General features: G+C 68.1%; 27 protein-coding genes and 2 pseudogenes. 16 read left to right on the forward strand and 13 right to left on the reverse strand.

From position 1 onward, the window contains the following. Window positions 1–2: 2 nt before the first annotated feature. Entirely contained in the window at window positions 3–2,189 is a 2,187-nt protein-coding gene (locus tag MICSW_RS09000; protein ID WP_464495298.1) for an ATP-dependent DNA helicase RecG, read from the reverse strand. An 85-nt stretch (window positions 2,190–2,274) separates the two neighbouring features. Here MICSW_RS09000 and rsmD point away from each other — a divergent pair, with 85 nt between their 5' ends. Continuing rightward, window positions 2,275–2,880, forward strand: a complete 606-nt coding sequence (gene rsmD / locus MICSW_RS09005) for a 16S rRNA (guanine(966)-N(2))-methyltransferase RsmD (RefSeq protein ID WP_464495300.1) — start codon at window positions 2,275–2,277, stop codon at window positions 2,878–2,880. On the opposite strand, the gene thiL is transcribed toward rsmD, so the two are convergent. Next, entirely contained in the window at window positions 2,850–3,833 is a 984-nt protein-coding gene (thiL, locus tag MICSW_RS09010; protein WP_464495302.1) for a thiamine-phosphate kinase, read from the reverse strand. The two genes, rsmD and thiL, sit on opposite strands and share 31 nt — an antisense overlap. A 33-nt stretch (window positions 3,834–3,866) precedes the next feature. Between thiL and MICSW_RS09015 the strand changes: the two genes are divergently transcribed. Further along, entirely contained in the window at window positions 3,867–4,370 is a 504-nt protein-coding gene (locus tag MICSW_RS09015; RefSeq protein ID WP_228178120.1) for a DUF3515 family protein, read from the forward strand. A 27-nt stretch (window positions 4,371–4,397) separates the two neighbouring features. Here the strand turns inward: MICSW_RS09015 and MICSW_RS09020 are convergent, their stop codons facing one another. From MICSW_RS09020 to MICSW_RS09055, 8 genes are all read right to left on the reverse strand, one after another. After that, window positions 4,398–5,486, reverse strand: a complete 1,089-nt coding sequence (locus MICSW_RS09020) for a D-alanine--D-alanine ligase family protein (RefSeq protein ID WP_464495305.1) — start codon at window positions 5,484–5,486, stop codon at window positions 4,398–4,400. Continuing rightward, window positions 5,386–6,522: an NAD(P)H-dependent glycerol-3-phosphate dehydrogenase gene (locus MICSW_RS09025; protein WP_228178118.1), complete on the reverse strand. Its 1,137-nt coding sequence runs from the start codon at window positions 6,520–6,522 to the stop codon at window positions 5,386–5,388. Before MICSW_RS09025 ends, MICSW_RS09020 begins: the two co-directional genes overlap by 101 nt. Further along, window positions 6,512–7,276, reverse strand: a complete 765-nt coding sequence (locus MICSW_RS09030) for a lysophospholipid acyltransferase family protein (protein ID WP_464495308.1) — start codon at window positions 7,274–7,276, stop codon at window positions 6,512–6,514. The genes MICSW_RS09025 and MICSW_RS09030 overlap by 11 nt, the downstream gene beginning before the upstream one ends. A gap of 1 nt (window position 7,277) precedes the next feature. Then, window positions 7,278–8,645, reverse strand: a complete 1,368-nt coding sequence (murA, locus tag MICSW_RS09035) for a UDP-N-acetylglucosamine 1-carboxyvinyltransferase (RefSeq protein WP_228178116.1) — start codon at window positions 8,643–8,645, stop codon at window positions 7,278–7,280. A 69-nt stretch (window positions 8,646–8,714) separates the two neighbouring features. Next, window positions 8,715–9,311 (reverse strand): 3-isopropylmalate dehydratase small subunit, encoded by a 597-nt coding sequence (leuD, locus tag MICSW_RS09040; protein ID WP_292726110.1) that lies wholly within the window; start codon window positions 9,309–9,311, stop codon window positions 8,715–8,717. Window position 9,312: 1 nt separating this feature from the next. After that, on the reverse strand, window positions 9,313–10,797 hold the full coding sequence (leuC, locus tag MICSW_RS09045; RefSeq protein ID WP_292726108.1) for a 3-isopropylmalate dehydratase large subunit: 1,485 nt from the start codon (window positions 10,795–10,797) through the stop codon (window positions 9,313–9,315). A 135-nt stretch (window positions 10,798–10,932) separates the two neighbouring features. Beyond that, window positions 10,933–12,036, reverse strand: coding sequence for a TerC family protein (locus tag MICSW_RS09050; RefSeq protein ID WP_292726106.1), 1,104 nt, complete (start codon window positions 12,034–12,036; stop codon window positions 10,933–10,935). Window positions 12,037–12,449: 413 nt separating this feature from the next. Then, entirely contained in the window at window positions 12,450–12,635 is a 186-nt protein-coding gene (locus MICSW_RS09055; RefSeq protein WP_464495320.1) for a hypothetical protein, read from the reverse strand. A 38-nt stretch (window positions 12,636–12,673) separates the two neighbouring features. On the opposite strand from MICSW_RS09055, the gene MICSW_RS09060 reads away from it, so the two are divergent. The 3 genes from MICSW_RS09060 to MICSW_RS09070 all read left to right on the forward strand — a co-directional run bounded on the left by MICSW_RS09060 (window position 12,674) and on the right by MICSW_RS09070 (window position 14,805). Then, window positions 12,674–13,231: an RNA polymerase sigma factor gene (locus MICSW_RS09060; protein WP_292726104.1), complete on the forward strand. Its 558-nt coding sequence runs from the start codon at window positions 12,674–12,676 to the stop codon at window positions 13,229–13,231. Then, window positions 13,228–14,361, forward strand: a complete 1,134-nt coding sequence (locus MICSW_RS09065; RefSeq protein WP_292726102.1) for a DUF4349 domain-containing protein — start codon at window positions 13,228–13,230, stop codon at window positions 14,359–14,361. The genes MICSW_RS09060 and MICSW_RS09065 overlap by 4 nt, the downstream gene beginning before the upstream one ends. Before the next feature lie 69 nt (window positions 14,362–14,430). Continuing rightward, window positions 14,431–14,805: a hypothetical protein gene (locus tag MICSW_RS09070; RefSeq protein ID WP_292726100.1), complete on the forward strand. Its 375-nt coding sequence runs from the start codon at window positions 14,431–14,433 to the stop codon at window positions 14,803–14,805. Here the strand turns inward: MICSW_RS09070 and MICSW_RS09075 are convergent. Together MICSW_RS09075 and MICSW_RS09080 are read right to left on the reverse strand one after the other, a co-directional pair. Next, window positions 14,802–15,200 carry a hypothetical protein gene (locus tag MICSW_RS09075; RefSeq protein WP_292726098.1) on the reverse strand — a complete coding sequence of 133 codons (399 nt, stop codon included), beginning with the start codon at window positions 15,198–15,200 and terminating at the stop codon, window positions 14,802–14,804. The two genes, MICSW_RS09070 and MICSW_RS09075, sit on opposite strands and share 4 nt — an antisense overlap. A 32-nt stretch (window positions 15,201–15,232) precedes the next feature. Then, window positions 15,233–15,929, reverse strand: a pseudogene (locus MICSW_RS09080) (transposase). Between the two features lie 215 nt (window positions 15,930–16,144). On the opposite strand from MICSW_RS09080, the gene MICSW_RS09085 reads away from it, so the two are divergent. Together MICSW_RS09085 and MICSW_RS09090 are read left to right on the forward strand one after the other, a co-directional pair. Next, window positions 16,145–16,360 carry a hypothetical protein gene (locus MICSW_RS09085; protein ID WP_292726096.1) on the forward strand — a complete coding sequence of 72 codons (216 nt, stop codon included), beginning with the start codon at window positions 16,145–16,147 and terminating at the stop codon, window positions 16,358–16,360. Next, complete coding sequence (locus MICSW_RS09090; RefSeq protein ID WP_292726094.1) at window positions 16,357–16,662, forward strand: type II toxin-antitoxin system RelE/ParE family toxin; 306 nt, start codon at window positions 16,357–16,359, stop codon at window positions 16,660–16,662. The genes MICSW_RS09085 and MICSW_RS09090 overlap by 4 nt, the downstream gene beginning before the upstream one ends. A gap of 5 nt (window positions 16,663–16,667) precedes the next feature. Here the strand turns inward: MICSW_RS09090 and MICSW_RS09095 are convergent, their stop codons facing one another. Then, window positions 16,668–16,949, reverse strand: coding sequence for a hypothetical protein (locus MICSW_RS09095; protein WP_292726092.1), 282 nt, complete (start codon window positions 16,947–16,949; stop codon window positions 16,668–16,670). Between the two features lie 47 nt (window positions 16,950–16,996). Here MICSW_RS09095 and MICSW_RS09100 point away from each other — a divergent pair, with 47 nt between their 5' ends. The 9 genes and pseudogenes from MICSW_RS09100 to MICSW_RS09140 all read left to right on the forward strand — a co-directional run bounded on the left by MICSW_RS09100 (window position 16,997) and on the right by MICSW_RS09140 (window position 24,429). Then, entirely contained in the window at window positions 16,997–17,227 is a 231-nt protein-coding gene (locus MICSW_RS09100) for a hypothetical protein (protein ID WP_292726090.1), read from the forward strand. Window positions 17,228–17,598: 371 nt separating this feature from the next. Next, on the forward strand, window positions 17,599–18,486 hold the full coding sequence (locus MICSW_RS09105; RefSeq protein ID WP_292726088.1) for a CoA transferase: 888 nt from the start codon (window positions 17,599–17,601) through the stop codon (window positions 18,484–18,486). 105 nt (window positions 18,487–18,591) lie between these two features. Then, window positions 18,592–19,113 (forward strand): annotated as a pseudogene (locus MICSW_RS09110) (AMP-binding protein); the annotation flags it as partial. A gap of 107 nt (window positions 19,114–19,220) precedes the next feature. Then, window positions 19,221–19,442 (forward strand): AMP-binding enzyme, encoded by a 222-nt coding sequence (locus MICSW_RS09115; protein WP_292726085.1) that lies wholly within the window; start codon window positions 19,221–19,223, stop codon window positions 19,440–19,442. Beyond that, the gene (locus MICSW_RS09120; RefSeq protein ID WP_292726083.1) at window positions 19,435–19,989 is read left to right on the forward strand and encodes an enoyl-CoA hydratase/isomerase family protein; all 555 of its coding nucleotides are present in this window, start codon (window positions 19,435–19,437) and stop codon (window positions 19,987–19,989) included. The genes MICSW_RS09115 and MICSW_RS09120 overlap by 8 nt, the downstream gene beginning before the upstream one ends. Before the next feature lie 34 nt (window positions 19,990–20,023). Further along, complete coding sequence (locus MICSW_RS09125; protein ID WP_292726081.1) at window positions 20,024–21,199, forward strand: thiolase family protein; 1,176 nt, start codon at window positions 20,024–20,026, stop codon at window positions 21,197–21,199. A gap of 11 nt (window positions 21,200–21,210) precedes the next feature. Further along, the gene (locus MICSW_RS09130) at window positions 21,211–21,954 is read left to right on the forward strand and encodes an SDR family NAD(P)-dependent oxidoreductase (RefSeq protein WP_292726079.1); all 744 of its coding nucleotides are present in this window, start codon (window positions 21,211–21,213) and stop codon (window positions 21,952–21,954) included. 11 nt (window positions 21,955–21,965) lie between these two features. After that, complete coding sequence (locus MICSW_RS09135; protein ID WP_292726077.1) at window positions 21,966–23,660, forward strand: long-chain-fatty-acid--CoA ligase; 1,695 nt, start codon at window positions 21,966–21,968, stop codon at window positions 23,658–23,660. Beyond that, entirely contained in the window at window positions 23,653–24,429 is a 777-nt protein-coding gene (locus tag MICSW_RS09140; protein ID WP_292726075.1) for an enoyl-CoA hydratase/isomerase family protein, read from the forward strand. The genes MICSW_RS09135 and MICSW_RS09140 overlap by 8 nt, the downstream gene beginning before the upstream one ends. Window positions 24,430–24,436 lie beyond the last annotated feature (7 nt).

Here is a 24,436-nt window from a genome sequence, read left to right on the forward strand (position 1 = left end):
CATCAGTTCTTGGCGAGAGCCGCCCGCTCCTGTTGGCCGACCCGCCGCTCGATCTCATCCGAGAGCGGTCGGTGAGACAGCAGCGCCGGATCGCTGGCCAGGATGTCTTCAGCTGCTGACCGAGCGCGGGCGATGAGATCGGCATCCGTCACGACGCGCAGCAGGCGCAGCGACGATCTGGCGCCGGACTGCGCTGCACCCAGCACGTCACCCTCGCCGCGCAGTTCGAGATCGACTTCGGCGAGAGCGAATCCATCGAGGGTCGCCGCCACGGCCTCCACGCGCGCACGCCCCGACGTGCCTACCTCGCTCTCGGTCACGAGCAGACACAGCCCCGGCACGGAACCGCGGCCGACGCGGCCACGCAGCTGATGCAGCTGAGACACGCCGAATCGGTCGGCCTCGAGAATCACCATCGTCGAGGCGTTCGGAACGTCCACGCCCACCTCGACGACAGTTGTTGCCACGAGCACATCGATACTCCCCGCCGCGAAGGCCTGCATGACGGCATCCTTCTGCTCTGCGGGCATCTTGCCGTGGAGGATCTCAACCGAGAGCTTCTCGAATGCCGGATGCCGCGACAGCAGTTCGGCGACCTGCACCACGCCCCAGCGCGTCTTACGCGAGGACTCCTCTGCCGCGGCTGTGGCAGACTCGGCTGCCGGAACCTCGGCTACCTCGTCTGCTGCCGGCTTGCCGGATGCGGCGGCATCGATCGACGGGCACACGACGAAGGCCTGGCGCCCCTGGGCCACCTCCTCGGCCACGCGCTCCCACACGCGCGCGAACCACGCGGGGCGGTCGGCGACCGGCGCAACGAACGATTCGATACCGGCTCGTCCCGCGGGCATCGACCGAATCGTGGAGACGTCGAGGTCACCGAAGACGGTCATCGCAACCGTTCGAGGAATCGGCGTGGCGGTGAGCACGAGAGCGTGCGGGGTGGTCCCCTTTGCCCGCAACGCCTCACGCTGGTCCACACCGAACCGGTGCTGCTCGTCAACGACGACCAGCCCGAGGTCGGCGAAGGTCGTCGCGTCGCTCAGGAGCGCGTGCGTGCCCACGACGATGCGCGACTGCCCGGATGCCACGCGCAGCGCCGCACGACGCCGCTCGGCCGCCGTCAACTGACCGGTCAGCAGTGTCGGCATGAGCTCGACCGCCAGGTCGGGGCCGAGCATCCGAGCGATCGAGCGCAGATGCTGAGAAGCGAGCACCTCGGTCGGAGCGATGAGCGCGGACTGGCCGCCGCTCTGGGCCACCTGCAGCATCGCGCGCAGCGCCACGAGCGTCTTGCCCGACCCGACCTCACCCTGAACGAGCCGATTCATCGGCCACTCGCCGACCAGATCCCGGGCGATCTGGTCACCGACAGTGATCTGATCCGGAGTTCGATTGAAGGGCAACGAGGCGTCGAACCGATCGAGGAGTGCGCCGGGCTCACGCGGGGTCGCCGACATCGCGCGCACGAACTGTCGCTGCTGCAGCAGGGCCGTCTGCAGCACCAGCGCCTCATGCCAGCGCAAGGTCTGCCGCGCGGGCTCAACCTGGTCGGGAAAGTCCGGGCGATGGATGCGCTCGAACGCCATGCGATACGACAGCAGACCATGCGCCCGCCGCAGATCCTCGGGCAGCGGCTCCGGCAGATCGTCGAGGCCGTCGAGGACCATCCCGACGAACTTCGCGATCTGCCAGCTGGCCAGCGACGCGGTGGCCGGGTAGATCGGTACGGGAAGGTTAGCGGTGGCTTCCGCCGTCGCCCTCGCTCGGTCTTCGTCGTCGAACAGCTCATAGTCCGGGTGCGCGAGCTGCAACGAACGGCGGTACTCGCCCACCTTGCCGGCGAACACCCCGCGCCTGCCGGGGACCAGCTCTCTCATCCGCCACGCCTGGTTGAAGAACGTCAGGGTGAGTTCCCCGTTGCCGTCGCTGATCACCACCTCGAGCAGAGAACCCCGGCGATTCTGCATCCGTCGCTCGGACGCCCTGCGGACTTCGGCGACGATCGTGACCGGTTCGCCGATCGGCAGGGACGCGATGGGTGTGAGCTCTCCGCGGCGCGCGTAACGGCGTGGGTAGTGCTCGAGCAGGTCACCCACCGTGCGCATCGCAAACGCACGCTCGAGTGCCTTGGCCGTTTTGCCGCCGAGCGCGCCGTCCAGTCGCGACGACAGCGTGAGAGCGACCATGCACCTGAGTTTAGGCAGAGCCTCCGACGCGCGAAGACCGGGTGAGCGCCCGCGGCGGCGCTGTACCGGTTTGTACAGTGGACGCGTGACACGGATCATCGCCGGGGCCGCCGGCTCCCTGAGCCTCGAGGTTCCGGAAAGCGGCACGCGACCGACCAGCGACCGGGTCCGCGAATCGGTCTTCGGCTCGCTCGACGCGTCAGGGGCCATCGCCGGCGCCCGGGTACTCGACCTCTACGCCGGGTCGGGGGCGCTGGGGCTGGAAGCGCTCAGCCGCGGCGCGGCATCCGTCGACCTCGTCGAGAAGTCGCCGCGGGCAGCGAGCGTCATCGAACGCAACGCGGGGCGCGTGCGGCACGCTGTCGGCGGCGCGTACCGCGTGCATCGAACCGCAGCGGACGCGTACCTCGCCGCCCCGCACGAACCGTACGAGCTCGTCTTCATCGATCCCCCGTACGACCTCGGTGAGGACGACCTCGCCCAAACCCTGCGGCTTCTCGTCCCCTCGCTCACGCCGGATGCGATCGTCGTGACCGAGCGTGCCGCACGATCGCCCGAACCCGCTCTTCCGGCCGGACTCACGCTCGCGCGTCACCGCCGGTACGGTGACACCGCGATCTGGTGGCTCCGGTGCGCACCCAGCGTCGCTGACGCCGACGATCAGCCGCGCGACGAATCCCAGTCACGATAGGGATCCCACCCACCGCTGCCCTCGAAGGGTGCCCCGTCGACCAGGACCGGCGTCTCTCCGTGCTCGCGGACCACCCCGATGATTTGGAAGGCGTCGGGCACAGCATCCGTCGCCGGGAACGTCGCGAGCAGGCCGTGGTCCTCACCGCCGGAGAGCGCGTCGTCGGGGTGAGGCCCGAGCGCGTCGCGACGCAGATCGAGGGTGACACCGGATGCCGCGGCCATGCGCCCGGCGTCGAGGACGAGGCCGTCCGACAGATCCATCATTGCCGTGGCGCCGGCGAGGGCTGCCCGCACCCCGTCGGTGATGCCCGGCGCGGGCCGCAGTTGCGCGTCGAGTTCCCGAGCCTCGTCGGCTGTCAGATCCGCCCGGTCCACGGGGACCGGGTTGCCGGCGGCATCCCGAAAGCGGTCGAAAAGCAGGCGCAAGCCGCGAGCGGCATCCCCGAGACGCCCCGTGGCAGCGACGACGTCTCCAGGCCGAGCCCCTGACCGGCGCACCGCGGGGCGACCTTCGAGGGTGCCCAGCGCGGTCACCGCGACGGTGAGGACATCCGATACCGTCAGGTCGCCGCCCTCCACGACGCAACCGGGTGCGAGGGCTTCACACCCGGCACGAAGCCCGCGGGCAAGGTCGACGACAAAGGAGAGGCGGGTGGCATCGGGCATTGCGAGGGCGACGAGGAGCGACGTCGGGCGCGCACCCATCGCGGCGATATCGGCGAGGTTGACGGCTGCCGCTTTCCATCCGAGGTCGAACCCACTCGACCAGGCGAGGCGGAAGTCCGGACCATGCACGAGAGTGTCGACCGTCGCGACCACGCGACCATCGGATGCCGGCAGCACTGCCGCGTCATCACCCGGCCCCACCTCGGCCGCCGAAGGCCCCAGCTCCCGCAGGATTGCTGACAGTATCTCGCCCTCGGAGAGCTCACCAACCCAGGGATCCTGCATCGTCCCACGCTACCGCGGCGGTAGATTGGACCAATGCCTCTTGCCCGTCGCACCATCGCCGTGATGGTGATGTGCGCGACGAGCATGGTCGCCCTCGCGGCGTGCAGCACGACGGTCTCGCTGCAACCGGCGCCCGACGCGAACAACCCGCGCTGTGCTGAGGTGACGGTACGGTTCCCGCAGACCCTCGACGGTTTCGAGCGTCGCTGGACGGATGCCCAGGCGACTGGCGCGTGGGGAGAGCAGGGCGGCGGCAGCAACATCATCGTCGCCTGCGGCGTTGATGTTCCCGGTCCGACGACCCTTCCGTGCTCAACCCTCAGCGGTGTCGACTGGATCGTCGACGACACCGACGCGCCCTACTACCGGATCACCTCGTTCGGCACCGATCCCGCGGTGCAGGTCTACCTCGACAGCGACACGGTCTCGAGCGCCGAGGTCCTCGACACACTCGGGAACATCATCGTCGACACGCTCCCCGTGAACGGTCTGCAGTGCACTGACCAGGTCAGCGGCTCCTCATCCGCCGAGGGCTGACTCCGCGCCGGCTTCGATGCGTGGCGGTCAGGTGCGCGCGAGGGCGGTGTCCAGAAGGTCGCTGATCAACTCGGTGTAGGTCATCCCCGAGGCGATCCAACACTTCGGGAACATCGAGATCGGCGTGAAGCCGGGCATCGTGTTCAGCTCGTTGACGTAGATCCCCGCGGGAGTGAGGAAGAAGTCCACGCGCGCGAGTCCTCGCCCGCCAACGGCTTCGAAGGCACGGACTGCCGCCGCCTGCAGCGCCGCAACCTCGTCTTCTGTAAGCGCGGCGGGGCACACGACCTCGGCACCGTCGCCGCCGAGGTACTTGCCTTCGAAGTCATAGAACTCGCGCGTTGTCAGCACGATCTCGCCCGGCAACGATGCACGTGCAGGTGCCGCCCCCGGCGACTCAAGCACGGCGACCTCGATCTCGCGCCCGACGATGGCGGTCTCCACGAGCGCTTTGTCATCTTCGGCGAGCGCGAGCTCGACAGCGGCGTCGAACTCATCCCAATCGTGCACCTTCGAGACACCGACGCTGGATCCGGCCCGAGAGGGCTTGACGAAGTTCGGAACGCCGAGAGCGCGCGCAGCCGCTCGCGCAGCATCCGGATCCGCCGCCCAAGAATCGCGTGTGATCGTCACCCAGGGCGCGACGGTCACCCCGGATGCCTGCAGCACGATCTTCATGAAGTGCTTGTCCATGCACAGCGCCGAATCCAACACACCGCCTCCCGCGTACGGGATGCCGAGGGTGTCGAGAAAACCTTGAACGGTGCCGTCCTCGCCGTGGACTCCGTGGAGGATCGGCAGCACAACGTCGAGTGAACCGAGCGTGTCGACGCTCCCGTCAGCGTGGCGTACGCGGAGCACGCGGTCGGCACCGCCTTCGGGCCAGAGCACGCGCGTGCCGTTGTCGCTCACCTCGGGAAGGTGCGCAGCGTCGAGCGCGAACTTGTCGGGGTCGTCCTCTTCGAGGACGAAGATGCCGTCGCGGGTGATGCCGACCGGAATGACCCGGAAACGCTCACGGTCGAGTGCCCGCAGCACCCCTCCCGCCGTGACGGAGCTGATCGAGTGCTCGCTGGAGCGACCGCCAAACAGCACCGCCACCGTCGCCTGTGCCATTCTGCGTCCTCTCGCCCTGGGGTTCGTCGTCATCCGTTGTGAGGTGCGGCGCGATATCGCGGGGATTCATCGTGCCGTCCAGAACCATCTTCACCTGCTCAACGATCGGCATGTCGATGCCGGCCTCGGCGGCAAGCGCCAAGACGGGGGCAACAGACGCAAGACCTTCGGCGGTCTGCTCCATCTGCTTCACCACATCCTGGAAGCTGTAGCCCTGGCCGAGAAGACGGCCGGCTGTGTTGTTTCGGCTGAGCGGTGACTGGCACGTCGCGATCAGGTCACCGAGCCCCGCGAGTCCCTGCAGGGTAGCGGGGTGGGCGCCCTGTGCGACAGCGAAGTCTGTCATTTCGACAAGGCCGCGCGTGATGATCGACGCCTTCGTGTTCTCGCCGTAACCGACGCCGTCGACGATGCCGATCGCGACGGCGATCAGGTTCTTGAGCACGCCGCCGAATTCTGTACCGACGACGTCAGTGTTCACGAACGTCCGGAAATACGAGTTGCGGGCTCGCCGGGCGACGGCATCCGCTGTCTCCTGGCTGCTGGATGCGATGACCGCCGCGGTCGGCTGTTCTTTCGCGATCTCCAGGGCCAGGTTAGGCCCGGATGCGACAGCGATGAGGTCAGGATCGCACCGCAGCTCCTGCTCGATCACCTGACTCATCCGCAGACCGGTCTTGCGCTCGACGCCCTTCATCAGCGACACGACCGGAACACCGGCATCGGCGATGAGCGGACGGATCGTCTTCAGGTTCTGCCGAAGGGCCTGGCTCGGCACTGACAGGTAGATCTGCTCGGCCCCCGCCAGAGCCTCCTCCAGACGGGAGGTCGCGGTCATGTGCCGAGGAAGGTTTATGCCCGGCAGGTAGTGGCTGTTGCGCTTGGCTTCGGTGATTTCAGCGGCAAGCTCGGGGCGCCGAGCCCACATCGTCACACGGGCACCACCGTCGGCGAGCACCTTGCCGAAGGTCGTGCCCCAACTGCCGGCACCGACCACGGTCACCCGGGGACGGGCGGCATCCTCTTTACGACTCAAGACGCCCGGTCTCCTTCTGCCCGTGGGATGCCGGATCCCAGCGTTCCGCTGGAGGGGTCTCGCCGCGCAGCACGCCCTCGAGACGTGCGATCTCGGCCATCAGCAGATCGGTGGCCGCGACAAGGGCGGATGCCTCGCGCGTCCGCCCCGCGAAAGCCGAGAGATCCAGCGGGTCGCCCACCAGCACGCGTACACGCTTGCGCAGCGGCCACAGGCTGAGCTTGCCGTAGCGCGGCAGGATGCGCTGCACACCCCAGTGCGCCACAGGGACCAGCGGGATGCCGCCCTCGAGCGCCAGGCGCACGGCTCCGGTCTTTCCCCGCATGGGCCACAGGTCCGGGTCGCGCGTGAGGCTGCCCTCGGGGTAGACGATCACGCCGCGACCTGCCTCCACCAAATGCTCCGCCTGCGCCATGGTCTGCTTGGCAGAGCCGGCAGGCGATGCGCGCGCTACCGGGATCATGCCTGTGGCACGAAGGATCGCGCCCAGGACAGGGACCCGGAACAGGCTCTCCTTGGCCATGAAGCGAGGCGCCCGTCCCATCCCCCACACGGCGCGCGCAACGATGATCGGATCGAACTCGCTCATGTGGTTGGGCGCGAGCACGAATGCTCCTTCGCGGGGCAGCTTGTGGCCATCCGTGATGTCGACACGCGCCAGGACTCCCAGCAGCGGCACGACAATGGCTGCCAACGGCCAGAAGAGGCTGGGCCGCGTCTTCTCCGAGGAGGCTCGCGGTTTGGGGTCGCCCATGTCAGCCGACGATATCGAAATCTGCGCCGAGCGCCGAAAGCTTCGTGAAGAGCTTCTCGTAGCCGCGGCTCAGAATCCCGACGCCACGGACGGTGGATTCCCCGTCGGCGGTGAGCGCCGCAATGAGGTGGCTGTACCCGCCGCGCAGGTCGGGCACGACGACGTCAGCCCCGTGCAGCGGCGTAGGACCGGTCACGACGGCTGCCTGCTCGAGAGCGCGCCGCGGAACGCGACGGTACGGCGCGTCCAGGCCATCGCGGTGCACGGCGATGCTGGCTCCCATCTTGTTCAGGGCGTCAGTGAAACCGAACCGGTTCTCGTAAACCGTCTCGTGCACGACTGACTCGCCTTCGGCCTGCGTGAGCGCGACGATGAGCGGCTGCTGCCAATCGGTCATGAACCCGGGGTGCACGTCGGTCTCGACGATGACCGGCTTGAGGGGTCCGCCGCGGCGGAACTGGATGCCGTCCTCGCGCACGTCGAACCAGCCACCGGCCTTGCGGTAGATGTTCAAGAAGGTGAGCATCTCCTGCTGCTTCGCGCCCTCGACGAAGATGTCACCATCGGTCGCCAGTGCGGCGGACGCCCACGACGCGGCTTCGTTGCGGTCGAAGATGCAGCGGTGGTCGTACCCTGTGAGCTCGTCGACGCCCTCGATGAGGATGACGCGGTTGGGCTCGTAAGAGATGATCGCGCCCATCTTCTGCAGCACAGCGATCAGATCCATGATCTCGGGCTCGATAGCCGCGCCCCGAAGCTCGGTCACACCGGCGGCACGCACGGCGGTCAGCAGCACCTGCTCGGTGGCTCCGACGCTCGGGTAGGGCAGTTCGATGTTCGCGCCGTGGAGCCCCTCGGGCGCCGAGAGCCGGATGCCGGTCGGCAGCTTCTCGACGACCGCTCCGAACTGACGAAGTGCATCCAGGTGGAAGTTGATCGGGCGGTCGCCGATTCGGCACCCGCCGAGGTCGGGGATGAACGCTTCACCGAGCAGGTGCAGGAGCGGACCGCAGAAGAGGATCGGAATGCGGGAAGCACCGGCGTGGGCGTCGATCTCTTCCATGTGGGCCGACACGGCATCCGTCGGATCGAGCACGAGCGAGCCCGGTTCTGCTCCGTCGCTGACCTTGACCCCGTGAACTTCGAGCAGCGAACGGACGACCCGGACATCGCTGATCTGCGGCACATCGCGCAGGGTGCTGGGAGAGTCGCCGAGCAGCGATGCCACCATCGCCTTGGTCGCGAGATTCTTCGCGCCAGTGACGGTGACCCGTCCCCGGAGCGGACGTCCGCCGCGCACCAGCAGCACCTCGCCGGTCGGTTCGGTAGCTGCCGCCTGCGCGGCGTCGTCGCTCAGAAGCGTCTTCATCCGGGGTGAACCTCACTTGTATCTCGGCATCGCTGGACCGATCGGGTCTGCTGATGCCTCGGTAGTCGGCTACGGAACGGGGAGGGTTCGCGGCCGCCAGGATGCGCGGCGCGACTCGAACTGGGTGATCGCTTCTTCGTTTCGCAGTGTGAGCCCGATGTCGTCGAGCCCCTCCAGGAGCCGCCATCTAGTGTAATCGTCGATCTCGAAAGCGACCTGAAGGTCGCCGATCGTCGCGCTGCGCGCCTCGAGGTCCACCGTCATCTGGACACCGGGCTCGGCGTCGATCGCGGCCCAGATCGCCTCGAGGTCGCTCTCGCTGATGACACCGGTGAGCAGGCCCTGCTTGCCCGAATTGCCGCGGAAGATGTCGGCGAATTTGGGACTGAGGACAACCCGGAAACCGAAGTCGCGGAGCGCCCAGACCGCGTGCTCACGACTGGATCCGGTACCGAAGTCGGGACCGGCGACAAGGATCGAAGCGTTCGCGAAGGTCGGCTGGTTCAGGATGAATTCGGGATCCTGACGCCAGTTTGCGAACAACGCGTCCTCGAAGCCGGTCTTCGTGACGCGCTTCAGGTAGACGGCGGGGATGATCTGGTCGGTGTCGACTGCCGAGCGCTTCAGGGGCGCAACGACACCGGTGTGAGTTGTGAACTTGTCCATGTCAGGCCTCCGCTCCGCTGGCAGTAACCGTTTCGCTGACCGCAAGCGGCTCGAGATCGCTCGGGCTCGACAGCGTCCCCCGTACAGCGGTGGCTGCGGCAACGAGGGGCGAGACCAGGTGAGTGCGCCCACCCTTGCCCTGGCGACCCTCGAAGTTTCGGTTGGAGGTCGACGCGCACCGCTCACCGGGCGCCAGCTGGTCGGGGTTCATGCCCAGGCACATCGAGCACCCCGCGAAGCGCCACTCGGCGCCGAAGTCGGTGAAGACCTTGTCGAGACCCTCAGCCTCGGCCTCGAGTCGTACCCGAGCCGATCCCGGAACGACCATGACCCTGACATTCTCGGCCTTTGTGCGCCCCTGGATGATCGATGCGAAGGCGCGAAGGTCTTCGATGCGGCTGTTGGTGCACGAACCCATGAACACGGCATCCACCGGGACCTCCTTCAGAGGCGTCCCGGGGACCAGGTCCATGTATTCGATGGCACGCTCGGCCGCGGCACGCTCGTTGGGGTCGGTGAACGACTCGGGCGAGGGTACGCGGTCACTGAGCGACACGCCCTGACCGGGGTTGGTCCCCCAGGTGACGAAGGGCTCGAGCTCGTTAGCGTCGATGAAGACCTCGGCGTCGTAGACGGCGCCCTCGTCGCTGGGCAGCGTTCGCCAGTACGCGACGGCATCCTCCCAGTCCTGGCCCTTCGGCGCGTGGGGACGCCCCTCGAGGTAGGCGAAGGTGGTCTCATCCGGGGCGACCATGCCCGCGCGGGCACCGGCCTCGATCGACATGTTGCAGATCGTCATCCGTCCCTCCATGGAGAGGGACCGAATCGCAGAGCCGCGGTACTCGAGGACGTACCCCTGGCCCCCGTTGGTGCCGATCTTCGCGATGACCGCCAGGATGATGTCCTTGGCCGTCACACCGGGCTTGAGCTCCCCCTCGACGGTGATCGCCATCGTCTTGAAGGGCTTCAGAGGCAGCGTCTGGGTAGCGAGAACGTGCTCGACCTCGCTCGTGCCGATGCCGAACGCCATCGCGCCGAACGCGCCATGGGTCGAGGTGTGCGAGTCGCCGCAGACGACGGTGATGCCGGGCATCGTCAGGCCGAGCTGAGGGCCGACAACATGGACGATGCCCTGCTCTTTGTCGCCAAGCGAGTGCAGGCGAACGCCGAACTCCTCGGCGTTGCGGCGCAGCGTCTCGATCTGGGTCCGACTGGTGAGATCCGCGATCGGCTTGTCGATATCGAGCGTCGGGGTGTTGTGGTCTTCGGTGGCGATCGTCAGGTCGAGGCGTCGCACCGGGCGACCCTCGGCGCGAAGCCCGTCGAAGGCCTGCGGACTCGTGACCTCGTGCACCAGGTGCAGGTCGATGTAGATGAGGTCGGGCTGACCGTTCTCGCCCTTCACGACCAGGTGGTCGTCCCAGACCTTTTCGGCCAGGGTGCGGGGGTGATCGGGAATGCCGACATCGACGGTGGATTCGCTCATGAGCTCTTTCGTTCCAGGAGGTGTGGTTCAAGCCCGCGACGAAACTCCGCGACGGGGATGGCCTGAGAACTAGGACCCGTCGCGGCCGCTAAGAAGGAGGCGAGCGATCCGCATTCGCTCAGAATACCACCGGTATCAGGGACGCTCGTTGGGGCGATCGGCTGGCGCGGACGGGTCGACCGTCGAAGGTGTGCCCTTCTCGTGCGCGACGGCGGATGCCGCATCCGCCGCGCCGGCAGCGTGTGCCTGAGCCTCAGCTCGACGCTCGCGCGAAGACGCCAGGAGGCTTGCCGCGGTGGCCACAACCATCGAAATCACGATCACGCCGAGTGACATGAGCGTCGAGATCTCGGGGGCCCAGTCGATCGGCTCTCCCCCATTGATGAATGGCAGCTCGTTGACGTGCATGGCGTGGAGGAACAGCTTCACCCCGATGAAGGCGAGGATGAAGGCGATGCCGTAATGCAGATAACGGAGGCGGTCGAGCAGATCGCCGAGCAAGAAGTAGAGCTGGCGCAGGCCCATGAGGGCGAAGATGTTCGCGGTGAACACGATGAAGGCACTCTGGGTGATGCCGAAGATCGCGGGGATCGAGTCGATCGCGAAGATGAGGTCGGTCACGCCGATCGCGACGAACACGATGATCATCGGTGTGAACATCCGCTTCCCGTCGACCGTCGTGCGGATCTTCGCGCCGTCATAATGGTCGCTGATGTCGACGGTGCGCCGCACCAAACGCACGACGAAGTTCTCCTTCTTCACGTCTTCGTCGTGGTCGGCGCCGGGGAATGCCTGTCGATACGCGGTCCAGACCAGGAACGCGCCGAAGATGTAGAAGACCCAGCTGAAATTCTCGATGATGGCGGCGCCGGCGAGGATGAACAGTCCCCGCAGGATGAGGGCGATGATGATGCCCACCATCAGCACTTCCTGCTGGTAGCGGCGCGGCACCGCGAACTGGCCCATGATGAGCACGAAGACGAACAGGTTGTCGATCGACAGGCTGTATTCGGTGAGCCAACCAGCAACGAACTGACCGGCGTACTCGCCACCGGCTATCAGCCACATCCCCCCAGCGAAGATCAGAGCGAGGGTCACGTAGAAGACCACCCAGAGCGTCGATTCACGCGTCGAGGGAATGTGGGGGCGCTTGAGGATGATGAGGAGGTCGGCGAGCAGGATCAGCGTCAGAACGACGAGCGATCCGATCTCGAACCAGAGCGGGAGGGTGAGATCCACGAGGGCCTTTCACGGCAGGCGGGCAGGTGCAGGGATCGAAAGTCTCTCCCCCGCCAGGTGACGGTGCGCGCCCGGGGCCGTCGGCCCGTGATGACGAACGCGCAAGAACGGGATACTCCCTCTCGCTCCCCCAGACTACCCGCCGGACGTCACGAGCGCCGACTCATAGGCGAGGATCACGAGCTGGGCGTCGCCGACGTGAACCGGGGGTCGACGATGCTTCCCACCGATCCGAGCAGGGCCAGCAGGACGATAGGCACCGTCACGCATGCCCCGTCAGTGAACCCCCGACGTCTGCTGCCGCGCACCGCGATATGAAACGCCGCGGCAGCCACCGCGATCGCGATTCCCGGCGAGAGCGTTTCCGGCCAGCGCCGCAGCGCCGAAACCCGCCAGCAGCACCAGCACAACGGCTAGCGGGCATCGGCGACGCCACGGCAGAAGCCCGATCTGCTCGTGCCGAACCCCTCGACGGGCGACGGGGCGAACACCAACGCTGCGACGATGAGCCCGAGGACCGAGCACCGCTCCTGTGGTTTCTCGATGTCGACGCCGTGAGACGAATCGCCGGATGCCGACACTGACGGGGTGAGAGACAATGAGGCGCGCCGACTCGCGGTGCGATACAGGGGAACCGATGACCGATTCAGTGACCACGGGCGATGCCGAACTCGTCGCCCGAGCCGCAGGCGGCAGCGAGCAAGCCTTCCGACTGTTGTATCGCGCCTACGTTCGGCCGGTGTACTGGATCGCGCACCGGCTCCTGGGCGATCCCTCAGACGCCGAGGACGTCGTGCAGGAAACCTTCGTCGTCGCCTGGCGCAAGCTCCCGGAGCTCGACCTGGCGTCAGACTCGCTGCTGCCGTGGCTGGCAACGATCTGCCGCTTCCAGTCGGCGAACCGGATGCGCGCACAGTGGAGGGATCGTGAGCACGCCGGCGCGGTGGCAGATGAGGCCCTCCCGGCGACGGTGGATGTCGAGCAGCAGATGATCGACGAGGAATACCTTCGCCTGATCGCCGCCGAGATCGCGACCCTCTCTGACACCGACCGTGAGATCCTGCGCCTGTGCGCGGCCGAAGGCTACGCCTACAGCGCCGCAGCTGAGCATCTCGGAATCCCGCACGGCGCTGTCCGCAACCGTCTCTCCCGCGTCCGCAGGCGTCTGCGGACCGTCGCCCAGGAGAGCACATGAACACCGAGAACCCCCAGCGTCCCGCCGCAGACCAGCTTCCTCTCATGAATGACGACCGCATCGCAATCCTGGAAGACCGCGTCTTCACCGCTATCGAAAGCGAGCGCGCGGCATCCGTTCGACGCTCTGTGGCTCAGGGCCGAGTGTGGATGGCGGGTGCGGCTGCAGCTGCCGTGGTGGCCGTCGCCGCCATCATCGCGCCGACCGTTCTCAGCGGGCTGAGCACGAATGAGGGCGCAGCAGCGGGCACCGTGTCCGCAGACATGTCCGTGGACGGCGGCATGTCGGGAGGTGAGATCGCACTCACGGACGGAGCGGTCGTCGACAGTTCCGTCGGTGGGAAGGCGATGGATTCGGCCATCGGCGAATCCGGTCGTTCGATCATCGCCTCCTCATCAGCCACCGTTGTGGTCGACGACGTTCGTGCCGCTGCTGACCAGATCGCGACCGCAGCCGATAGGCGCGGCGGGTACGTCGAGTCGATGAGTATCGGGTCCGATTACACGGGAGCGCCCGTCGATCTGGCCGACCCGGGCGTCGCCGTGACGAACGGGTGGATCATCGTGCGGGTTCCCGCCGATGACCTCGCCGACGCGATGGGCGACCTGGAGCAGGTCGGCGAGGTCACGGCATCCTCCATTGACCGGTTCGATGTCACCGACCAAGTGGTTGACTTGCAGGCACGGGCGGATGCCGCGCAGGCATCCGTCGACCGCCTGCTCGAGCTCATGGCGCAGGCAGGATCGGTTTCGGACCTCATCGCTGCGGAGTCCGCGCTTGCCGAGCGACAGGCAACGCTCGAGTCCTACCAGCAGCAGCTGGAAAGCCTCGAAGACCAGGTCGCGATGTCGTCGCTGAGCGTCTCATTCACTGTCCGCCACGAGGCGGCCGACGCAAACCCCGCCGGCTTCTGGGACGGCCTCGTGGCCGGCTGGAACGGCCTGGTCGCAACGCTCAACGGCATCGTCGTGGCGCTCGGGTTCCTCATCCCCTGGATTGCGGTGCTCGCGGTGATCGGCGGCGTCGTCTGGGGTGTGGTGGTGCTGGTACGCCGGCGGCGCGCCCCTCCGCGCAGGAGTGAGCTCGGGGCGGTCGCCAGCACGCAGCGCTCGGGACAGACCCCCAGGTAGCGCGTCAACGAGCGGCGTCGAGTGCGAATGCGGTAGCTCGCACCGCGTCGCTCGCAGATGAGGGAGCCATTGCCAAGAACCGGTTCACTCGCCGTCGCCCGCATCCAGATCTACGCTCGGCACCGCCGCCTCTACGACAACCGCCGCACCCAGGTCGGCGCCTGGGCACTGGAGCCCACGGCAGCCGAAACGTTGCGCCGCGAGCACAACCTGCAGCTCACCACGGCCGAGGCCGCGCGGTGGCTGGCAGACTACGAAGCGGCGTTTGGCGCGGCCTACGCACGGCGCGGCTACCTCGGCCCGCGGACCGTGCCCGCATACCGGCGACTGCAAGAGGACGCAGCAGGAACAGCAGGTCCACCGCCGCATCGCGCTCAACACTGGAGCACCGGGACAGCCCCGCAGCATCCTTGGACGCATCGGCCGGGCGATCCAGCGGCCTAGCCCGCCGTCTCCGCCCCTCCGTCAAGATCCACCTGGTCGGGAGCCGCCCGATGTCGGGCTCGGAGACGGTCCCGCCGATCTCCTCTGCGATGAGCGCACCGCATTCCCCTGTACTCGTCGACCTTCGGCTTGACGAATCGCTGGTAGGCGAGGGTTCCGACCACACCCGCGGCGATCAATCCCAGCGCAACGACGGGGTTGATCGAGTCGCCCCCTTCGCCGTCTTCGCCGTCTTCGCCGTCCTCGTCATCAAGGTCACGAATGATCGCTTGCGTGTCGAGGCTGGAGTCCCCTTCCGATCGTAGAAGAGGACTCTTGTCTCCGGGAGCGCCCATACGCGATTGCGAGTAGTCGGTGCCCTTGGGACGACCCACGAGCTTCTTCTCCCAGATCATGCCGTCGTCGGCTTAGAGGTCGCGCCGGTAGGTCATGGTTTTTGGGTGGGTCGGTTGTCCCAGCGGTAGCGGGTCCAGGCTTCTCGGATGAGGCGTCTTGTGGTGATGATCGTGGTGGCGAGGGCGATGAACGCGTCGATCACGCGGGCTCGGACCTCGGTGCAGATCTGGAGTTTCCGGAACCCGCGTGTATGCCAGCAGTTCGTTCTCTCTACGACCCATCGGGTTCCCGGCCTGGAGCGGCTCGCCCTTCTTGCTGATGACATAGTCGCAGCCGAGGACATCGAGCAGGTCGCGGGTTTTGCTGGAGTCGTAGCCGGCATCCAGGTGCACGGTGATCCGTTCGGGGAGGTCGAACTCGAACCGGTCGAGCTTCTCCAGCGTCGGCGCCAGCAGTGGTGAGTCATGACAGTTCGCGCCAGCGACCACGCAGCCGATCGGGATTCCGTTCCCGTCGACGAGGACCGAGCGTTTCGTGCCCTGTTTGCCGCGATCCACCGGTGAACGGCCCGCGGCCTCGCCACCGCACGGAGCCTTGACGATGCACCCGTCCACGGCCTTGACGTACGCGGCGCCGAGCACGAGCACCTGCACGAGCTTGTCGAACACGACCCGGTCCGGCACGCGAGGCCGGTGACAGCCCAGCGGATGCTCATCCAAGACCGGCGGGATGAGTGCTTCGAACTGGTGCCCGATCGGTTCAATGATCGATGATGAAACGGCGGGCACGAGGCGTCCTGGAAACCAGCGAGTTCTTCACACAACCGTGACCAACAGGTCTCGTGCCCGCGTCACCTCAACGCCACGCCGTCACCTACCGGCGCGACCTCTTAGTCCACCACCATGCCCGAATCCTATCGATCGCAGTTCGTGACGCGGGGGTCGTCAGCACTCCATGCGGCTCTATCCTGTCTGACGTCGGGCCTACCCGGTATCATAGGAGGATGGTGAACACGGCGCTCATGGAACAGGTCGAACGGCTCAGCCCATCCGAGCTGGTAGAGCTTCGTGACGTGATCCAGGCCAAGCTCGGCGATGACGTGCCCTCCGGTCAGTGGGCGATCTTGGAGCAGCGCGTCGCCGAGGCTGACGCAAACCCCGACGACTACATCACGCTCGACGAGTTGAAGGCGCGCCGTCGCGCGCGTCGGACTACGTGAGTTACACCGTTCGACTCCTCGCCAATGCTCAGCGTGACCTCACTGACATCGAGGCGTACTACGACGAGCAGGCTCCCCACGAGACGGAACGCTGTCTCGACGCGATCGAGGCGGTCATGGACTGGATAGCGGAACACGCGCACCAGCCGCCCGCCAGCCGGTTCGGGCTGCGCCACGTCAGCACCGAGACGTTCCGCTACCTCGTCTGGTATCGCCTGTTCGAGGAAGAACGGTTCGTGCAAGTCGTGGCCGTTCTGCATCATCGCCGCGGAGACGACGCCCTTGCCGAGCGGGTTCCCTAAACCCGCTACAGGCTGATCCCGCGGCCCCGCTCCGGCCCGCCGCGAGTCGGACTGTGAGTGTCGCGTTCCGGCATTGCCAGCCGTGCTGCGCGCTCTGCCAGCGCCGCCGCCGCGAGGCGTTCGGCTTCGGCGCGCTCGCAGATCAGAGCTGCTGCCTGCGCGGGCGGTAGGGCCTCGATCTGGGCGAGAACCTGCCGATCCTGCTCGGCGCGCTGCGCATAGTCCTCCTGCGCCCAGCTCGGGACGCGCGGCGGGGTGGCGGGCGTCGATCCCCAACGCTCGCGCACATCGGCCGCCGCTTAGCAGGATTCCTGTCCTGCGGCCTGCTGGGTGCGTGCGGCGCTGCGGCGGCGGAGTCGGCTGGCGGATCATCGGCTTCGCTCGCTCGGTCCAGCGCGGCCATGAGCGCCCCCGCGTCCTCGAAGGCGTGCTCGACCAACGGGGCCACCGTCTCGGCACGCACCGTTTCGGCGTGCTCCCGTGCAGCGGGGAGCTTCGTGTGCGGCTCGCCGTCGGCGGCGCGGTGCTCGTCCGCGTGGTGGTCGAGCCGGCCGGCGGCCTTTGACCACCACGCCTCCCGCTTCTCCGCGTCCTCGATTCGCTCTGTGAGCCGGACGCGCTCGGCGTTCACTTCTCGTACTGGCTCGCCCGCGACGATTCCCGCCACGGCGAGTTGCGCCCGCTCGGTCGCCTCGGTCAGTCCGCGATCGGCACGGCCGCGCTCGAGCGCGGCCGTGAACTGCTCGCGTGCGTCGCGTACGTCGGCGGCGACGACGTGCAGCCGGTTCGCTTCCCGCCCTCGGGTGAGGCGGTCCGCTCCCGCGCGACGGCGGCGCGCAGTGCTTTGGTGTCGATCCGCTCGATCCTAGCTATTGCACAACCGTACCAGTTGCTATACAACTGTATAGATAGCCGGGGTTGCGAAGGAGCAATAGCGTGTCGGTGAGTCCAGATGCAGGGTCGCTTGCCGGCGTCAGGGTCCTCTCGCTCGCGGTGAACCTTCCAGGTCCCTTGGCGGCCGCCCGCCTCGCCTCGATGGGTGCGTCGGTGACCAAGGTCGAGCCGCCCGCGGGCGACCCGCTCCAGCTGGTGGCGCCGGGCTGGTACGACGAGCTCGTGGCTGGCCAGGAGGTCATCGCCCTCGATCTCAAGGACGTTGCTGGCCGCTCGGACCTGGAGGGGCTGTTGGGTACCGCCCACGTACTGCTGACCGCGATGCGGCCTTCTGCGTCTGATCGCCTGGACTTGGGCGCCAGCGTGGAGCGGCACGCCCTGGTGCACGTGGAGATCGTCGGGTACGACGGTGACCGCGCGGACGAGCCCGGCCACGACCTGACCTACCAGGCGGCCCACGGCACCCTGCTCCCTCCGTCGATGCCGCTGGTGCCGTTGGTCGACGTGCTGGGAGCGGAGCGAGCCGTGACTGCGACACTTGCCGGCCTTGGCCGACGGAGCGACATCGGCGCGGCCGTGCACGAGCGGGTCGTGCTCGATGACGTCGCCTTCCATGCGGGGGCCGCAGTCCGCCACCGACTCACCGGCCCGGGTGACGTCCTCGGCGGGGGGCTGCCGGCATACGGCATCTACGCGACCATGGACGGGCACGTGGCCGTCGGCGCGATCGAACCCCACTTCGCCGAGCGCCTGGCCGGTGCCGTCGGCCGTACCCGTGAAGAGCTGGCAGCCCGCTTCGCGACGGAGTCCAGCGCGCACTGGGAGTCGCTGGGCCGCTCGCTCGACATCCCCATCGTCGCGGTCCACGATGTGCATCCCGTCGCCGCGCACTCGACGCCTGCCCGGTCCCACACCGGGTCCGACGACTGATCCCTCACCCGCCAGGAGCCCGCCATCCGCAGCCTCGCCCGAGTCCTCTCCCGAACGGCCACTCGCGTTCCTGAACGGATCGCGGTCCAGTTCGGCTCCACATCGCTGACCCATGCCGCGCTCGACCGACGCGTGAACCAGCTAGCGCGCGAGCTGGCTGGGCACGGCCTGAGCAAGGGCGACAGGGTCCCGCTGCTCTCGCGGAACAGCGATGCCTTCGTCGTCGCGCTCTTCGCCGGGCTCCGGCTCAGGGCCATCGTCGTGCCCGTCAATCCGCGCTCCGCGCCACCCGAAGTCGACCACTTCGTCACGGACTCCGGAGCGAGGCTGCTCCTGTTCGGACCCGAGCTCGTCTCGAACGTCCGCGGATGGCAGGCACAGCAGGAGGGGCCGGGCGGCATACCTGCCCTCGCGCTGGGGGAGGCGGACGATTTCGACGACGTGCTCACAGCGTCGTCCACGCAGTCCGGGAACCCGCTCGATGTCGAGGTCGCCGAGGACGACGACGCGCTCATCATCCACACCTCGGGCACGACCGGCCGGCCCAAGGGCGCGCTCTTCGACCAGCACCGCATCGTGTGGGTGGGGATCAACACGGCGCTCGGTCTCTATCTGCACGAGGGGAAGCGGATGCTGCACGCCGCGCCGCTCTGCCACTCGACCAGCGTGGACGAGGACGGGTACATCACCCTGGTCGACCGGCTCAAGGACATGATCATCACTGGGGCCGCAACGTGTACTCCGCCGAGGTCGAGAGCGCCCTGGCCGGCCACCCGGCCGTGGGGGACATCGCCATCGTCGGGCGCCCGGACGACGAGTACGGCGAGAAGGTCGTCGCCGTCACGCCACGGGACGGAGCCGAGCTCACGCTTGCTGACCTGCGCGATGACGAGCTCCCCCGCAACCCGTCGGGCAAGATTCTCAAGCACCGCATCCGGAAGAAGCTCCATGGCTGAGCCATCCAGACCACGCGCCTGCGAACGCTCCCTCGCCCACCCGCCCGGGCGGCACACGTGGCAGACCCTGCGGCTGACCGTCGATGGGCCGGTCGCCAGGATCGAACTCACCCGCCCCGAACGCCGCAACGCACTGAGCACTGGCTCGGCGCACGATCTGCTGGCCGCGCTGGCGGACGTCGCCGAAGACGATGCCCCGCGCGTCGTCGTGCTCACAGCGGCCGGTGGCAGCTTCTGCGCAGGCGCCGACCCGATCGACCTCGACGCCGACCGGCTCGGCGACGCGATGGCCGAGTTCAACACCATCATCCCGGCGCTGCGCGACCTGCCCCAGCCGGTCATCGCGAAGGTCCGCGGCTCCGCCGTCGGCGCCGGGTGCAACCTCGCCCCGGCCGGTCGGCTCTCGCCGCCTTCTCCCGTTCCGCCCAGGCCCGCACCAAGCACCTGCTCGACACGACGTGGGACGACACCTTCGCCGACGCCCGGCACCGCGAGGCTGCCGCGCAGGTCGCCGACGCCTCCACGCCCGAGTTCCACCACGCCCTGACCACCTTCCGCACCCGCTACCAAGGAGCTCAACCATGACCCGTGAAGCCGTCATCGTCGACGCCGTCCGCACACCCGTCGGCAAGCGCGGCGGCCAGCTGCGCACCTGGCATCCCGTCGACCTGCTCGCGCACACGCTCGCCCAACTCACCGTGCGCACGGGCGTGGACCCGGATCGTCTCTCGGACGTTATCGTCGGCTGCGCCATCCAGCGCGGCGAGCAGACCGGCAACGTCGCCCGCAACGCCCTGCTCGGCGCGGGCCTGCCCATCGGACTGCCCGGCACGACCATCGACCGGCAGTGCGGCTCCGGGCAGCAGGCTGTTCACTTCGCGGCCCAGGCGATCAGGTCCGGCGAGTACGACTTCGCCATCGGCGCCGGCGTCGAGTCCATGAGCCGGGTCGACCTCGGCCCGCTCTTCGTCCCCGGCGGCGGACGAGGCGACTGGTACGGCGAACGGGCCCTCGCCCGGTTCGGCGGCGACCTGCCCGCACAGGGCCCGTCCGTCGAGCTCGTGGCCAAGAAATGGGGCTTCACCCGCGACCAGCTCGACGCGTTCAGCGTGCAGAGCCACCTGCGCGCTGCGGCGGCGACCGACGCCGGCCACTTCGCGTCGGCGCTCGTGCCCCTCGACGGCACACACAAGGACGGCACGATCGCGCCCATGGTCCGGGACGAGGGCATCCGATCCGACATCGACCCTGCACGGGTCGCAGCCCTTCAGCCCGCGTTCTCCCCGGACGGAGTCATCACCGCCGGCAACGCCTCGCAGATGAGCGATGGCGCCGCCGCCCTGCTCGTGGCCGAGCGCGCCGCCGCCGAGGCAGCCGGCCTACGCCCCCGCGCACGGATCGTCTCGATGGCCGTGGCCGCGGACGACCCGGTGCTCCAGTTCACCGCGATCATCCCAGCCACCCAGAAGGCCCTGGACCAGGCGGGCCTGGCCGTCGGCGACATCGACCTCGTCGAGGTCAACGAGGCCTTCTCGCCGGTGCCGCTGCTGTGGCGGGAGGAGTTCGGGTACCCCGAGGACCAGCTCAACGTCAACGGCGGCTCCATCGCCATCGGCCACCCGCTCGGCTCGACCGGCGCACGCCTGCTCACGCAGCTCGTCAACGAGCTCGAGCGCAGGCAGGCCCGATACGGGCTGCTCACCATCTGCGAAGGCGGCGGCATGGCCAACGCCACCATCATCGAGCGCATCGCCTGAGGAGAACCGTCATGGACATCAGCAACCGCACCTTCCTCGTCACCGGCGGCGCGTCCGGGCTCGGCGGTGCCACCACCACCGCCTTGCTCGAGCGAGGCGCGCACGTTGTCGTCGCCGACCTGGCCGGGACCGCACCCGCCGGCTCGGTCTTCGTCGAGACCGACGTCACCGACCCCGACGCGGTGGCCCACGCCGTCGACGTCGCCACCCAGCAGCCGGGACCGCTCTCGGGTGTCGTCAACTGTGCGGGCATCGGTGTGGCCGAGAAGGTCCTCGGCAAGACCGGCCCGCATGCGCTGGACCTCTTCATGAAGGTCCTCCAGGTCAACCTCGCCGGCACCTTCAACGTCATCCGTCTCGCCGCCGCTGCCATGAGCCAGTCCGACCCCGGCCCCAGCGGAGAACGTGGCGTCATCGTCAACACCGCCTCTGTCGCCGCGTTCGACGGCCAGATCGGTCAGGCAGCCTACTCCGCGTCCAAGGGCGGGGTCGTCGCGATGACCCTGCCCATCGCGCGCGAGCTCGCCCGCTACGGAATCCGCGTGGCCACCATCGCGCCAGGCCTGTTCCTCACCCCGATGATGGGCGTGCTGCCCCAGGCCGCCCGCGACTCCCTCGGCCAGCAGGTGCCCTTCCCCGCACGACTCGGCGACCCGACGGAGTATGCCGCCCTCGCCGTCCACATCATCGAAAACCAGATGGTCAACGGCGAGGTGATCCGCCTCGACGGAGCCCTGCGCATGACCGCACGCTAAAGGAGAACGCCATGATTACAGCATCCCCGAGCCGCACCATCGTCACCGGCTACCCCTCCACGATGGGGGACGACGTCCAGCTCAACACCACGACCCTCATCCGCCACGCGGCACGCACGCACCCCGAGCGGGAGATCGTCTACCGCCGCCCCGACGGGGAGTGGGACCGCTACACGTATGCCGCGGCATACGAGCGGGTCGTCCGCGGCGCCAACGCCCTGCACGGCCTCGGCGTCCAGCCCGGTGACCGGGTCGGCATCCTCGACTGGAACAGCCGCCGCCACTACGAGCTGTACTGGGCCATCCCCGGACTCGCGGCGGTCATGGTCCAGCTCAACCTGCGCCTGGCGCCGGAGGACCTCTCGTTCGTCATCGAGGACAGCGGCACCTCCGTCATCTGCGTCGACGAGTCGCTGCTGCCGGTCGCCGAGGCGGTCGCCCCCCGGCTGCCCGGGGTGCGCGCCTGGGTCGTCATGAGCGACAAGCCGCTCTCGCAGATCGAGACCAGCCTGCCCAACGTCCACCACTACGAGGACCTCGTCGCCGCCGCGAGCGGGCACATCGCCTGGCCGGAGGTCGACGAGCACTCCGCGTACGGCGCCTGCTACACGACCGGCACCACCGGCCGGCCCAAGGGCGTCTACTACTCGCACCGGGCGATCTACCTGCACTCCTACGCCATCGCCACGAACATCGGCATGGTCCTCGACGACTGCACCATGCTCATCACCCCGATGTTCCACGGCCAGGCGTGGGGCCTGCCGCAGGCGGCAACGCTGATGGCGAACAAGATCGTCCTGCCCGGCCGCTACGCCGCCGAGGACACCAAGCCGCTGACCGACGCCATCATCGCCGAGGGTGTCACCGTCGCCAACGGCGCGCCGGCGATCTTCCTGCCGATGCTGCACTACATCGAGACGCTCGAGGAGAAGCCGGATCTGTCCCGGCTGCGAATGATGTCCGGTGCGACCGAGCCGCCGCTGTCGATGATGCGCGGCTTCCACGACCTGACGGGCGCCGAGATCGTCCACGCCTACGGCGCGACCGAGACTACACCGCTCGTGACGATGAACCGGTACAAGCCGAGCGTTCGGGAGCGCCTCAGCGAGGACGAGCTGTTCGAACTCAAGCGCAAGCAGGGCCTGCCCGTCACCGGCGTCGACATCCGGCTCGTCGACGGCATCGGCAACGACGTGGTCTGGGACGGCGTGACGCCGGGCGAGATCTGCATGCGCGGCCCGTGGATCACCCAGACGTACCACAACATGCCCGAGGACGACCGGGCCGACCGGTTCCACGACGGCTACTGGCGCAGCGGCGACGTCGGGACGATCGACGCGGACGGCTACCTGAAGGTGACCGACCGGGTGAAGGACGTCATCAAGAGCGGTGGGGAATGGATCTCCTCGATCGACATGGAGAACCTGCTGCTGAGCCACCCGGCGATCGCCGAGGCCGCCGTCGTGGGGTTGGCCCATCCGAAGTGGCAGGAGCGACCCTTCGTCCTCATCGTCCCCCGGCGGGGTCAGGAGGTCACCCTCGAGCAGGTGCGCGACCACCTCTCCAGCGCCTTCGCCTCCTGGCAGCTGCCTGACGCGATCGAGATCGTCTCGGAGATCCCCCGCACGAGTGTCGGCAAGTTCGACAAGAAGCGGATCCGCGCCGCATACGCAGGAACCTACGAAGGAGACCACGGCAATGCCTGAGCAGCTCGTGACCGTCGAGCGCCACGGCACCACCGTGGTGCTCACGCTGGACCGGCCCTCCGCCCTCAACGCGTTGAGCCGCGCGCTCGTAGCCGAGTTCGCCACCCGCCTGGAAGAGGCCGCCGCAGACGAGGCCGTTCGCGCAGTCGTGCTCACCGGGTCGGCGAAGGCCTTCTGCGCCGGCGCCGACATCAGCGAGATCCCCGGCATGACCGGGGCCTCGCCGCTGGACACGCTACCCTTCGACCGGCTCTTCGACACCGTGGCCACCCTGAGGGTCCCCACGATCGCAGCAGTCCGCGGGCTCGCCTTCGGCGGCGGCTGCGAGCTCGTTCTCGCCTGCGACACCGCTGTAGCCGGGCGATCGGCACGCTTCGCCGTACCTGAGGTCAAACTTGGCGTCATCCCCGGCGCGGGCGGCACGCAGCGCCTGGTCCACGCCGTGGGCAAGGCCAAGGCGATGCGCATGCTCGCCACCGGGGCGCCGGTCGACGCGGAATGGGCCTACGCCGCAGGACTCGTCGCGGACCTCGTCGACGACGACCAGGTCCTCCACCGCGCTCTCGAGCTCGCCGGCCAGATTGCCGAAAACGCCCCACGAGCCGTCGCGTATGCCGTCGACTCGGCTCGCCGGGCCAACGACCTCCCGCTCCACCAAGGCCTCGCCCACGAACGACGCAACTTCCTGCTCGCGCTTGGCACGTCCGATGCGCAGGAAGGCGTCGCCGCCTTCACCGACCGACGCACCCCCGCCTTCACCGGCAGATAGGACGACC

Source organism: Microbacterium sp. SW12 (genome assembly GCF_055391095.1).